Raw genomic sequence first — 11,941 nt, forward strand, 5'->3', positions numbered from 1 at the left:
TTAAAATTCAAGAAATGGAAAAACAAAGAAGAAAATTGCTGTATGCAATTTTAACATTGGTAACATTTAATTCAATTTTTGCCCAAGGTAATGGTTCAGCGGGAATCAATGAGGCAACACAGATGGTTACCTCTTATTTTGAACCCGCTACCCAATTAATTTATGCCATTGGTGCGGTAGTAGGGTTAATCGGCGGTGTAAAGGTTTACAACAAGTTCAGCAGTGGTGATCCAGACACCAGTAAGACCGCTGCAAGCTGGTTTGGAGCATGTATCTTCTTAATTGTTGCAGCGACAATTCTTCGTTCATTCTTCCTTTAAATCATGATTATGGACACCTATCATATCAATAAAGGAATAGGGAGGACGGTAGAATTTAAAGGTCTTAAAGCACAGTACCTTTTTATTTTCGTCGGTGGTTTGCTGGGAGTATTGATCTCTGTCATGATTATGTATATGATTGGTGTCAATACTTATCTCTGTCTCATTCTGGGGGGATTCATTAGTGGACTTCTCATCTGGCAGACTTTTGCGCTGAACGGAAAATACGGAGAACATGGCTTAATGAAATTAGGTGCTCGCAGAAGGCATCCTAAGTACATCATTAGCCGTAAGAGTATTTACCGTTATCTGAAAGCTAACTCTAAAAAAGAATGTGTATGAGAAATTCTTCCAAGGCAGCAACTTTGGAAAGTAAATTTCCATTGCTTGCGATTGAAAATGGCTGTATCATATCAAAGGACGCTGATGTTACGGTTTGCTTTAAAGTAAAACTTTCGGAACTGTTTACCGTTGCTTCCGCTGAGTATGAAGCGATGCACTCCGCATGGTTCAAAGCTATTAAAACGCTTCCTGACTATACGGTAATACATAAACAGGATTGGTTTATCAAAGAGAACTACAATGCTGACTTAACGAAAGAAGACCAGAGTTTTCTGTCAAAGTCATTTGAAAGGCATTTCAATGAGAGACCGTTTTTAAATCATTATTGCTATCTGTTCATCACGAAAACCAGTAAGGAGAGAATGCGTATGCAGAGTAACTTTTCATCTCTGTGCAAAGGTAAGCTGATTCCAAAAGAGATTAAGGACAAAGAAGTCATCGATCGATTTCTAGAAGCTATTGACCAGCTGGAGCGGATAATGAATGACAGTGGCTACATACATCTCGAAAGGATGAGTGAAGATGAGATATCAGGAACTTCAGAAAGCTCAGGTTTACTGGAACAGTATCTCACATTATCCCGTGAAGCCAATCCGTCGTTGCAGGACATTAAGTTGGGATCTGAAGAAATGCGGATTGGTAACAACCGTATCAGTATGCATACGTTGTCTGACACCGAGGATTTGCCTGGAACCGTATCCTCGCACAGTCGTTATGAAAAGTTAAGCACAGACAGCAGTGATTGCCTGCTGTCGTTTGCTTCCCCCGTGGGACTTTTACTCAACTGCAATCACATGTATAACCAGTATTTGTTTATTGACAACAGTGATGAAAATCTCCGGCAGTTTGAAAAATCAGCGAGGAATATGCATTCACTCGCAAGATACAGCAGAGCTAATCAGATCAATAAAGAGTGGATTGAAAAGTATCTGAATGAAGCCCATTCTTATGGACTGCAGTCTGTCCGTGCCCACTTCAATGTGATGTCATGGTCTGATAGTCCTCACGAATTAAAGCAGTTAAAGAATGATACAGGAAGTGCATTAGCACTTATGGAATGCAAACCCCGCCACAACACAACGGATACAGCGACCTTATATTGGGCGGGAATTCCTGGCAATGCGGGGGACTTCCCAAGTGAAGAAAGCTTCTATACTTTCATAGAACCAGCATTATGTTTTTTCACCGCAGAAACAAACTATCAGGATTCTCCATCCCCTTTTGGGATCAAGATGGCTGACCGTTTGACAGGAAAGCCGATTCATTTGGATATTTCGGATCTACCAATGAAGCAGGGGATTATTACCAATAGAAACAAGTTCATCCTCGGACCTTCGGGAAGTGGTAAGTCTTTCTTCACCAATCACATGGTAAGGCAGTATTACGAGCAGGGCGCCCATGTCCTTCTAGTTGATACGGGAAATTCCTACCAGGGATTATGTGAATTGATTAAAGGAAAAACCAAAGGTGAGGATGGGGTTTATTTTACCTATACAGAGGATAATCCCATTGCTTTCAATCCATTCTATACCGATGACGGCGTCTTTGATATAGAAAAAAGAGAAAGTATCAAAACCTTGATTTTAACGCTTTGGAAAAGAGATGATGAACCACCGACCCGCTCAGAAGAAGTAGCATTGTCCAATGCAGTCAGCGGATATATTGAAAAGATAAAATCCAATGATCATCATCCGTCTTTCAATGGATTCTATGATTATGTCAAAGATGATTATCAGAAAATACTGGAACAGAAGAAAGTCAGGGAAAAAGACTTTGATATTGCCAACTTTCTCAATGTATTGGAGCCTTACTACAGAGGAGGGGAGTACGACTATTTGCTCAATTCGGAAAAGCAGCTGGACTTGTTATCCAAACGTTTCATCGTCTTTGAAATCGATGCCATTAAAGATCATAAAATTCTCTTTCCAATAGTTACGATTATCATTATGGAGGTCTTCATCAATAAGATGCGAAGACTTAAAGGGATCAGAAAACTAATACTCATTGAAGAAGCATGGAAAGCGATTGCTAAAGAAGGAATGGCGGAGTACATCAAGTATTTATTCAAGACGGTAAGAAAGTTTTTCGGAGAGGCTATCGTGGTTACTCAGGAAGTCGATGATATTATCCAGTCACCGATTGTGAAGGAAAGTATTATCAACAATTCGGACTGTAAGATTCTTCTCGACCAGCGAAAATATATGAACAAGTTTGATGATATTCAGGCCATGCTGGGATTGACTGATAAAGAAAAATCCCAGGTTCTTTCTATTAATATGAATAATGATCCACGAAGATTGTACAAGGAAGTTTGGATTGGACTCGGCGGAACGCACTCTGCAGTCTATGCCACCGAAGTGTCCACTGAGGAATACCTGGCTTATACCACTGAAGAAACAGAAAAGATGGAAGTGATGAATCTTGCATTGGAACTTGACGGTAATGTAGAACATGCCATCAAGCGGATTTCTCTTAAGAGAATCAAATCGAATACGAAAGACCATTAATCAATTAAAATTTTACAACAATGAAACATTTAATCATTAAAATAGTAATGGTGGTATTCTTCGCTACTATCACCTTTGCCAAAGCACAATTTGTAGTAACTGACCCTGCTAATCTGGCATCAGGTATTTTGAACTCTGCCAACGAAATTGTACAGACTTCATCGACGGTATCCAACGTTGTTAAAAACTTCAATGAGGTTAAAAAGGTGTACGAGCAGGGTAAAGAGTATTACGATAAGCTCAAAGCCGTCAACAATTTGGTAAAAGATGCCCGAAAGGTTCAGCAAACCGTTCTTTTAGTGGGTGACGTTTCAGAGATGTATGTCAATAATTTCGGTAAAATGCTAAATGATCCCAACTTTAATACGCAGGAATTAGCATCTATTGCCAATGGTTATTCTGCTCTTCTTACGGAAAGTACGGAGCTGCTGAAAGAACTCAAAGAGATTATTACTTCAAATGGCCTCTCGCTTAATGATAAGGAAAGAATGGATGTTATTGACCGGGTGTATAAAGAAGTTAAAGCTTATCATAATCTGGTACGGTACTACACCAATAAGAATATTTCGGTAAGTTATCTCAGAGCAAAAAAACAGAACAACACGCAAAGGGTGTTAGATCTTTACGGAACCTCCAATCAAAAATACTGGTAAAATGGAACCAAACAACTTACACGAAGTACTGCGTTCCGTTTACGAAGAAATGATGCCCATGTGTGCTGATATGGCTGCAGTGGCAAAAGGAGTTGCTGGTCTGGGCGCGTTGTTTTACGTGGCTTTAAAAGTGTGGCAGTCATTGAGTCGTGCAGAATCTATTGATTTATTTCCCATGTTGAGACCTTTTGCCATTGGCATCTGCATTATGTTTTTCTCAACATTGGTTCTAGGAGGATTAAATGGCATTATGAGCCCAATTGTTCAGGGAGGTCATTCAATGCTGGAAAATCAGGTATTGGATATGAATGACCTGCAGCAGAAAAAGGATCTTTTAGAGAGGGAAGCTATGCTCAGAAATCCAGAGATGGCTTATCTGATTTCCAACGAAGAGTTTGACAAAAAATTGGAGGAGCTGGGTTGGTCGCCTTCGGATCTGGTTACCATGTCGGGAATGTATATTGAAAGAGAGATGTTTGCCATTAAGAAAGATATCAGAGATGGTTTTCGTGAATTTTTAGAAATACTATTCCAGGCTGCTGCACTGGTTATTGATACCATCAGAACCTTTTTTCTGATTGTCCTTTCAATCTTGGGACCCATTGCCTTTGCCATTTCCGTCTGGGATGGATTTCAGACCACTTTAACTCAATGGTTGACAAGATACGTTAGTGTTTATTTATGGCTTCCGGTTGCTGATATATTCAGTGCTATACTTGCCAAGATACAGACTTTGATTTTAGAACGGGATATTGAGATGCTCGCAGACCCCACTTTTATTCCTGATACTTCCAATACCGTGTATATTATCTATATGGTAATCGGTATCATTGGCTACTTTACAGTGCCAACTGTTACAGGCTGGATAATTCAGGCAGGAGGTGCTGGCAATTTTATGCGCAATGTGAACCAAACTGCTGCGAAGTCGAGCAATGTTGCTGGAGCAGCAGTAGGTTCGGCAACAGGAAATATTTCGGGAAGATTATTAAAATAAAAATACAGTTCTATGGAATTTAAAACTTTAAGAAATATTGAGAGCAGTTTCAAGCAGATTCGATTGTTTACGTTCGTTTTTGTGGTGTTATGTTTTGGTGTTGTGGGCGTGGTGGTATTTAAATCCTACGAGTTTGCTGAAGAGCAGCGTCAGAAGATTTATGTGCTGGATAACGGCAAATCCCTGATGGTAGCACTATCACAGGATATGTCGATCAACAGACCGGTCGAGGCAAGAGAGCATGTGAGAAGATTTCACGAATTGTTCTTCACGATAGCACCTGATAAAAATGCCATCGAGAGTAATGTGAAAAGAGCCTTCAATTTGTCTGACCAATCCGCATTCAACTACTATAAGGACCTACAGGAGAAAGGATACTATAACAGGATCATTTCCGGTAATATCCAGCAGAGGATTGAAGTGGACAGTGTTGTTGCGAACTTCGACAGTTATCCTTATGATGTAAAAACTTATGCCAGACAGTTTATTATCAGATCCAGTACTCTTACCATCAGAAATTTGGTAACGAACTGCTCACTGGTGAACTCCGTACGGTCTGACAGCAATCCACAGGGATTTACGATAGAAAAATTCAACGTGATTGAAAACAAAGATGTAGAAACTGTTGAACGCTAACATGACCGCAATGAAAAAATTAAGAGATACAATCGAACAGTATGTTTTAAAGACGGAGAATCATTGGAAGGTTCTTCCTATAGCGAAGCAAAGATTGTTAACCAAAGTTTTCTTTGGTGGTTATGTTCTGCTAACCATCATTGTTATTGTCAACGTCTTTATTTCTACAGGTCAAAGAAGAAATACCATGTATATTAATCATATTGACGGAATTTCTAAGAAGACTATAGAAAGAAGTTCAGGACATAATGATACAGTAAACTCACCAGCAAAAGAATAGAGCATGAAAGATCCAGAGAAAATTAATATCACAGAAAATGATCTTCCTCAAAATTCCAATGACTTGGGTAATCATCCGAAAGCCCAATGGGAGAGAGTGAAGAAGCCGGTTATTTATTTCCTGATGGCTGCCGTTTGTGCAACTTGCTTTTACCTTATTTTTAAACCAAAATCCAATAATACTTTAGTAGAAGAAGCAGGTTTTAATGCTGCTATTCCACAGGCAAAGGATGGACAGTTGCAGTCGGATAAGCAAAAGGCTTATGAGCAACAGCTGTTGGAGCAAAAAAATGAAGAGAAAAGGAATACGATAACCACTTTAGCGGACTATTGGAATGACCAGGGTACTTTAAATTCGAATAGTAATACTTCTGCTTTAACATCTAATAAGAGTACTCTTCAGCAATCCGATCAGAATGCAGTGAACAGTTATCGTAATGCACAGCAGACTTTGAGTTCGTTCTATGGCCGGGATGATCAGGAAGTCAATAATCTGAGGAAAGAAATTTCAAGGTTAAAGAATGAAGCGATGCAGAACAATGCTGTTCCAGCAGGTCTTGGAATGAACGATCAGTTAGAACTGATGGAAAAATCGTACCAGATGGTAGCCAAATACCTTCCGACAACTCCAAGACAGGAAGAGTCTGCACCAAAAGAAGAGCCTAACAAATCTACTGAAAAGAAAGTTGAACTGACTTCAGTAAGACCTGCACATTCCAATATTGTTTCCTCATTATACAGAGAGACGTCAGACAGTGCTTTTGTCGCAGGTTTGAATCAAAATAGGTTTTATAATGTTCAAAATGAAAAGGTAATTTCAGGTCAGTCTAAAAATGCGATAAAAGGCATTATCTATGAGACTAAGACTATAGTCAATGAAAGTACTCTATCCATAAGACTGATCGAGGCATTGCAGCTAGGGCGTACAGAACTTCCTCCTGGAAGTTTGCTTATCGCTTCAGGTAAATTTCAGGGTGGGCGACTTCAGTTAACAATATCCTCCATTCAATATAAGGGCAGCGTCTATACTGTAGAAATCAATATCTATGATAATGATGGGCAATTGGGGTTATATGTTCCATATTCACCGGTGCAAAATGCGGTCAGTGATGTTGTTGCCAATATGAGCCAGACTTCCGGTACCAACATTATGATGACCCAATCAGCTGGCCAGCAGGTTGCTGCCGATTTAAGCAGGGGTGTTATACAAGGGTTGTCCGGCTATTTTCAAAAAAGGGTGCGGCAGCTAAAAGTAACTGTAAAAGCAGGCCATCAGGTCTTGTTGGTACCTAAAAATAATTAATCAAAAAATTTAAAAATGAATACACAAAAGAGCCATTATATTCTTATTATTCTGTTTCTGCTGTTTATAAGCAGAGCATTTGGTCAGGATTCCGTGATGACCCATGTTTCATTGGAAGGGGCAAAGCTGGAACCTTTCAGGATGCAGGTGACTTACAGTAAAACCACTCATGTTATTTTCCCTTCATCAATAAAATATGTCGATCTGGGAAGCGATCTTTTGGTTGCTAATAAAGCTGAACCCATCGGAAATGTTCTTCGGATTAAGTCGGCTGTCAGGGATTTTAAAGAGGAAACCAATTTTTCTGTCATTACAGAAGATGGAAAATTTTACAGTTTCGATGTCTTTTATAGCGCATTTCCTGATGTCCTCAGTTATGATCTTGTAAAAATGCAGAGAAGCATTGAGAGGGAATATTCAACCGATGTACTTTTTGAAGATCTCAAAGGAAGCTCTTCAGCACTTACAGAATTGATCATGGAAAACCTGTATCGAAAGAGCCGAAAGACCATTAAACATATTGCGTCAAAGAGCTTCGGTATTCAGTTTTCTGTCCGTGCATTACACGTGAATGACAATAAATTCTACTTTACCTTACAGGTTGATAACAGCAGCAACGTCGCTTACGAAATTGAAATCGTCAACTTTAAGATCGTTGATAAGAAGAACTTAAAGAGAACTGTTATTCAAGATAAGTTATTGGAACCAATCAGAGTTTACTCTCCCTCTTTGACTGCAACTCGCCATTCCAATGTTATAGGAGTTTATTTATTGGAGCAATTTACTTTGTTAGAGGATCAGGTTTCGGAGATTGAAGTTCTTGAAAGAAACGGAGGACGACATCAAAAAATTCAGCTTGAGAATAGGGAACTGATCAACGCGAAACTGATCAATAGTTTAAATTTTAAAACCAACTAAGATGAACAGGTTATTGATAGCAGTGGTTTTCATTTTAACAATGAGTTCAAGGTCATTTGCACAGCAGATGATTCCGAAGCAAAAAGGATTTGAAATATCCTATTCTGTATTTCCTAATTCTCCCGAAAAACAAAATTATGTTTTATCAGCAGGGCTTATCTCTTATGGAAAGAAAGGAAATTATCTGTTTGGGCTGGCAGAATATAGCAGAAAGTATTATGAGTATACCAACTACGATATCCCGATAGAAATGTTTCTGTTTAATGGAGGCTACAGTTTTTACGTATGGGGCGATTTCATGCGAAATGTTAATCTTAATATGGGAATTGGTGTTCTGGCAGGATATGAACAGGTTAATAAAGGCAATGAATTGCTATATGACGGTTCAATGCTTACCGGAACAGATCACTTTATTTATGGGGTAAATGGTAAGTTGTCCATCGAAAGCTATCTGACACCACATTTGGTTTTCCTGGTCAACGGGCAACTTCGATATTTGAAAAATAGTCAGACGGCGCAGTTACAAGCCCTATTTGGTGTTGGAATAAGATGTAATTTTTAAAAATAATATAAAATGCAAAATATACTTGATCATAAATTTAAATTATTGCTAGGGTGTTTCATCATTCCGGTGATAATCTTATTACTTATACAATCATGTGAGAAGGATACTTTGGAAATTCAGCAGAATTTTCCTTTTGAGGTAGAGGTGATGCCTGTTCAGAAATACATTTCTAAAGGTGAAACTGTAGAGATCAGATGTCGCATTATACCGAGTGGAAATTATGCGGGTACTACTTACTCGCTACGGTATTTTCAATCTGAAGGAGTCGGAAGTTTGCGGTTATTTGACAATCCATCCTTTGTTCCTAATGATTTCTATCCGCTAAGTAAAAAGGAATTCAGATTATACTATACTTCCGAATCTTCAGTCTCTCAAAGTTTTGATATTTGGATTTCGGATAATATGGGTAATAAGCAGGAAGTAAATTTCCAGTTTAATCCTCAAAGTGTAGGAACTTTATAAGAAATCATCATTTAAAATTTCAGGCTATTTCTGATGAAATAGCCTTTTGTTTTACATCTATGGTTATCTGATATAACCTTACTATGTCCGTGTAACCTTTTTGAGAAAATTGATGTAAGCTAATTTTTTCAATAGGGTTACTCCTTACAATATGCGAAAAGACTTTTCCGACCAAAGGAACGGATTGTCTTTTCGCCGAATTTTAAATAAGCGACAATGAAGGATTGTCGCTTACTCTAGTAATTGTAAAACTTATTCAAAGATGCATTCATCGGCAAACGACATATAATCTGTTGAAGTTAGAATACAATGATCTAATAATTTAATATTTAAAAATTCTGATGCACTTTTTATGCTCAGAGTAATTTTTAAGTCTTCCGCTGAGGGTTTTAAATTTCCTGATGGGTGATTATGTGCTACTATAATGGCAGTTGCATTGCACAATAGGGCTGCTTGCATAATAATTCTTACATCAACTATCGTTGAGGTAATTCCTGATTCGGATATTTTCTTTATCCCTAAAACTTTGTTTGCCTGATTTAGATATAATGCAAAGAACGATTCTCTATAATCTATTTCATCAGGGTCAAAGTAGTGACGAAATACATCAACGGCATCGCGTGAACAGCTTATTAATTTCTCAGAGTTTCCTTTTCGTGAGTAGATTAATTTTATTTCATTGACAATATTAAAATCCATGTGATTGCTCTTGTACGGCAGAGACTTGGGTTTCCCGTACCTATTATATTTTAGATTTGTTTCCCATCCCTTCTCCAGCTTATTCCTAAAGCCTTTCAGACGTCATAGAATATTTTTCAAAAGAAAAACTGGAAAAAAGAAAGCAGATATGAAATGTTGACAATGGATAATAACCAAAAGGAAACGGAATAATTGGAGGGTACCTTTAGGGAGGAAACCGTTTATGCCGTAGTCTTTTGGCTGGAAAAGCGTTGGCTGGCAACAATACCTTAGCTGCCTTTTTACCGGTTTATTATGGAAAATAGTTTACAGATTTAATAGATATAAATTTAGTTTCAGATAGTGAAAATCTTAATTATTAATGAAGTCGTACGTAGTTTTTTACTTTGTGTTTTTTATGTCACAAAGCCAAGTACTGCCACATACAGCCAGATGCAGCAAATTTTTTTTTAATATCCTTAAAATGGCATATTTACCACCATATAATAGCGATATTTAGTAAAGAAATAATTTTAAATTTGTAAGTATGAGTCAATTGTCATCACATCTTTTCATTTCAATAAAGCAGTTAATCGAAAATGCTAAAAGTAGTATTGTTCGAAATATCAATACAGCTATGTTATTGACTTATTTTGAAATAGGTAAGGTAATCATTGAGAATGAGCAGGACGGAAAGGACAGAGCAGGGTAGCAAAAGAAACCTTGAAAAATCTAAGTAAACAATTGACAAAAGAATTCGGCAGAGGCTATTCTGTGGATAATTTGCAGTGGATGAGAAAGTTTTATTTAATGTATCAAAATAGAATTTCTGAAAAATACGAAACAGCGTCTCGTAATTCTGCTGAGGCTGTAATTTATGAATCAGTGTCTCGTAATTCTTTTTTCTCATTATCGTGGTCTCACTACATTCAATTAATGAAGATCGAAAACTCAGATGAGAGAAATTTCTATGAAATAGAGGCGAGCCAGAATAACTGGAGTGTTAGAGAGCTTACAAGACAATTTAATTCAGCTATATATGAAAGGTTGGCATTAAGCAGGAGCGAGAAAGAAGTGAAGAAGTTAGCCCAGAAAGGACAGATCATAGAAAAACCGACCGATGTTTTAAAAAGTCACTATGTTTTGGAATTCTTAGATCTAAAAGAAGATAATCGCTATTCCGAAAGTGATTTGGAAACTGGGATCATCAATAAATTAGAGCATTTTATGCTGGAATTAGGAAAGGGCTTTCTCTTTGAAGGGCGACAACGCAGATTTACATTCGAAGGCGACAGTTTCTTTGTGGATTTAGTGTTTTACAATCGTTTATTGAGGTGCTTCGTACTTTTTGATCTAAAAATTGGAAAGCTAACCCATCAGGATATTGGGCAAATGCAGATGTATGTCAATTATTATGACAGAAAAGTGAAGTTGGAAGAAGAGAACCCTACCATTGGAATTATTCTTTGCAAAGAAGAGAACAAAACAGTGATCGAGTTTACACTTCCAGAAAACAACAATACTATTTTTGCAAAAGAGTATAAGGCTATCCTTCCAAGTAAGGAGGAGCTTAAAAAGCAAATTGGATAATTGAATTCATAGGCCCTTGGCTTCAAATTATGGCTAAAAATGTTTTATACACAGTACTGTTCTTTATAAGTCTTCTTATTACTAGGCAATCAAGGTGTCATTATTAGGAACTATGCATAATTGCTTCATATGATTTCAGAATCCGTCCCTACAAAATTTTACAAAGTATAATTAGATTTATACTGTACAATTTTAACATTCAACTGATTATTTGTATTTTAGTTGAATCTAAGAATGATGAATTTCTTCGCAACAAATCTTGCTGCCACTTTAAAATAATAACAAAATTATGAATTCTGTTGCTAATGCAAACTTACGGGTGGGAGTGAGCCTTTGCTAATGCGTTTGTGTGGAATACTGCTTTCGGCAGTATCTTTTGAGTAAACATAAAAGTGCGATAAACTATCGTTTTTATGTTAAGATTAATTTGCACTTCTCAGCCAAGTGTTGCAAGTAAGTGCCTCAATTAATTGTGATTAATTACGCCGGATATTTTTATTTAAAAGATATCGGTCATGGAAAGGAAACTTGAAATTAAAAATATTAGCATTGATGAGATTCTCAAAATTTTTAAAGAAGAGGAAAAAATTGAGCTGACTATAGCAGAAGCGGAACTGATTATAGAATTTTTAAAAATGCTATCAACAATTACTACAAAGCGTTTTTTAGAACAATAATATTTTCTAAGATTTAT

General features: G+C 37.3%; 14 protein-coding genes and 1 pseudogene. 14 read left to right on the forward strand and 1 reads right to left on the reverse strand.

What is annotated here, in order from left to right:
• Positions 1 to 14 precede the first annotated feature (14 nt).
• Genes MTQ00_RS00135 through MTQ00_RS00185 form a run of 11 tightly spaced genes read left to right on the forward strand, consistent with a single transcriptional unit; the run spans position 15 to position 8,979 of the window.
• On the forward strand, positions 15 to 320 hold the full coding sequence (locus MTQ00_RS00135) for a DUF4134 domain-containing protein (protein ID WP_273647249.1): 306 nt from the start codon (positions 15 to 17) through the stop codon (positions 318 to 320).
• A gap of 9 nt (positions 321 to 329) precedes the next feature.
• Entirely contained in the window at positions 330 to 662 is a 333-nt protein-coding gene (locus tag MTQ00_RS00140) for a DUF4133 domain-containing protein (protein ID WP_273647250.1), read from the forward strand.
• A complete protein-coding gene (locus MTQ00_RS00145; protein WP_273647251.1) occupies positions 659 to 3,169 on the forward strand; it encodes a TraG family conjugative transposon ATPase in 2,511 nt (836 codons plus the stop codon). The genes MTQ00_RS00140 and MTQ00_RS00145 overlap by 4 nt, the downstream gene beginning before the upstream one ends.
• Before the next feature lie 47 nt (positions 3,170 to 3,216).
• A complete protein-coding gene (locus MTQ00_RS00150; RefSeq protein WP_442868068.1) occupies positions 3,217 to 3,822 on the forward strand; it encodes a DUF4141 domain-containing protein in 606 nt (201 codons plus the stop codon).
• 1 nt (position 3,823) lies between these two features.
• Positions 3,824 to 4,816 carry a conjugative transposon protein TraJ gene (gene traJ, locus MTQ00_RS00155; protein ID WP_273647253.1) on the forward strand — a complete coding sequence of 331 codons (993 nt, stop codon included), beginning with the start codon at positions 3,824 to 3,826 and terminating at the stop codon, positions 4,814 to 4,816.
• Between the two features lie 12 nt (positions 4,817 to 4,828).
• The gene (gene traK / locus MTQ00_RS00160) at positions 4,829 to 5,452 is read left to right on the forward strand and encodes a conjugative transposon protein TraK (RefSeq protein WP_273647254.1); all 624 of its coding nucleotides are present in this window, start codon (positions 4,829 to 4,831) and stop codon (positions 5,450 to 5,452) included.
• 1 nt (position 5,453) lies between these two features.
• On the forward strand, positions 5,454 to 5,732 hold the full coding sequence (locus tag MTQ00_RS00165) for a hypothetical protein (protein WP_273647255.1): 279 nt from the start codon (positions 5,454 to 5,456) through the stop codon (positions 5,730 to 5,732).
• A gap of 3 nt (positions 5,733 to 5,735) precedes the next feature.
• Positions 5,736 to 7,034: a conjugative transposon protein TraM gene (gene traM, locus MTQ00_RS00170; protein WP_273647256.1), complete on the forward strand. Its 1,299-nt coding sequence runs from the start codon at positions 5,736 to 5,738 to the stop codon at positions 7,032 to 7,034.
• A 15-nt stretch (positions 7,035 to 7,049) separates the two neighbouring features.
• The gene (traN, locus tag MTQ00_RS00175) at positions 7,050 to 7,952 is read left to right on the forward strand and encodes a conjugative transposon protein TraN (protein ID WP_273647257.1); all 903 of its coding nucleotides are present in this window, start codon (positions 7,050 to 7,052) and stop codon (positions 7,950 to 7,952) included.
• Between the two features lies 1 nt (position 7,953).
• Positions 7,954 to 8,514 (forward strand): conjugal transfer protein TraO, encoded by a 561-nt coding sequence (locus tag MTQ00_RS00180; RefSeq protein WP_273647258.1) that lies wholly within the window; start codon positions 7,954 to 7,956, stop codon positions 8,512 to 8,514.
• Positions 8,515 to 8,526: 12 nt separating this feature from the next.
• Positions 8,527 to 8,979: a DUF3872 domain-containing protein gene (locus tag MTQ00_RS00185; protein WP_273647259.1), complete on the forward strand. Its 453-nt coding sequence runs from the start codon at positions 8,527 to 8,529 to the stop codon at positions 8,977 to 8,979.
• Between the two features lie 252 nt (positions 8,980 to 9,231).
• On the opposite strand, the gene MTQ00_RS00190 is transcribed toward MTQ00_RS00185, so the two are convergent.
• Complete coding sequence (locus MTQ00_RS00190; RefSeq protein WP_273647260.1) at positions 9,232 to 9,678, reverse strand: JAB domain-containing protein; 447 nt, start codon at positions 9,676 to 9,678, stop codon at positions 9,232 to 9,234.
• A 616-nt stretch (positions 9,679 to 10,294) separates the two neighbouring features.
• Here MTQ00_RS00190 and MTQ00_RS22310 point away from each other — a divergent pair.
• From MTQ00_RS22310 to MTQ00_RS00205, 3 genes and pseudogenes are all read left to right on the forward strand, one after another.
• Positions 10,295 to 10,644, forward strand: a pseudogene (locus MTQ00_RS22310) (DUF1016 N-terminal domain-containing protein); the annotation flags it as partial.
• Positions 10,645 to 10,731: 87 nt separating this feature from the next.
• Complete coding sequence (locus MTQ00_RS22315; protein ID WP_442868069.1) at positions 10,732 to 11,247, forward strand: PDDEXK nuclease domain-containing protein; 516 nt, start codon at positions 10,732 to 10,734, stop codon at positions 11,245 to 11,247.
• Between the two features lie 515 nt (positions 11,248 to 11,762).
• Positions 11,763 to 11,924, forward strand: coding sequence for a hypothetical protein (locus MTQ00_RS00205; protein WP_273647264.1), 162 nt, complete (start codon positions 11,763 to 11,765; stop codon positions 11,922 to 11,924).
• Positions 11,925 to 11,941: the final 17 nt, after the last annotated feature.

This window comes from Chryseobacterium sp. B21-037, assembly GCF_028570785.1.
Classification (GTDB): domain Bacteria; phylum Bacteroidota; class Bacteroidia; order Flavobacteriales; family Weeksellaceae; genus Chryseobacterium; species Chryseobacterium proteolyticum.

What these genes read in the sequence shown, in the direction of transcription:
- traJ (WP_273647253.1), top strand. Translation starts at nt 3,824, where the DNA reads ATGGAACCAAACAACTTACACGAAGTACTGCGTTCCGTTTACGAAGAA.
- MTQ00_RS00185 (WP_273647259.1), top strand. Translation starts at nt 8,527, where the DNA reads ATGCAAAATATACTTGATCATAAATTTAAATTATTGCTAGGGTGTTTC.
- MTQ00_RS00150 (WP_442868068.1), top strand. Translation starts at nt 3,217, where the DNA reads ATGGTGGTATTCTTCGCTACTATCACCTTTGCCAAAGCACAATTTGTA.
- MTQ00_RS00135 (WP_273647249.1), top strand. Translation starts at nt 15, where the DNA reads ATGGAAAAACAAAGAAGAAAATTGCTGTATGCAATTTTAACATTGGTA.
- MTQ00_RS00190 (WP_273647260.1), bottom strand. Translation starts at nt 9,678, where the DNA reads ATGGATTTTAATATTGTCAATGAAATAAAATTAATCTACTCACGAAAA.
- MTQ00_RS00140 (WP_273647250.1), top strand. Translation starts at nt 330, where the DNA reads ATGGACACCTATCATATCAATAAAGGAATAGGGAGGACGGTAGAATTT.
- MTQ00_RS00180 (WP_273647258.1), top strand. Translation starts at nt 7,954, where the DNA reads ATGAACAGGTTATTGATAGCAGTGGTTTTCATTTTAACAATGAGTTCA.
- traM (WP_273647256.1), top strand. Translation starts at nt 5,736, where the DNA reads ATGAAAGATCCAGAGAAAATTAATATCACAGAAAATGATCTTCCTCAA.
- traN (WP_273647257.1), top strand. Translation starts at nt 7,050, where the DNA reads ATGAATACACAAAAGAGCCATTATATTCTTATTATTCTGTTTCTGCTG.
- MTQ00_RS00165 (WP_273647255.1), top strand. Translation starts at nt 5,454, where the DNA reads ATGACCGCAATGAAAAAATTAAGAGATACAATCGAACAGTATGTTTTA.
- MTQ00_RS00145 (WP_273647251.1), top strand. Translation starts at nt 659, where the DNA reads ATGAGAAATTCTTCCAAGGCAGCAACTTTGGAAAGTAAATTTCCATTG.
- MTQ00_RS00205 (WP_273647264.1), top strand. Translation starts at nt 11,763, where the DNA reads ATGGAAAGGAAACTTGAAATTAAAAATATTAGCATTGATGAGATTCTC.
- traK (WP_273647254.1), top strand. Translation starts at nt 4,829, where the DNA reads ATGGAATTTAAAACTTTAAGAAATATTGAGAGCAGTTTCAAGCAGATT.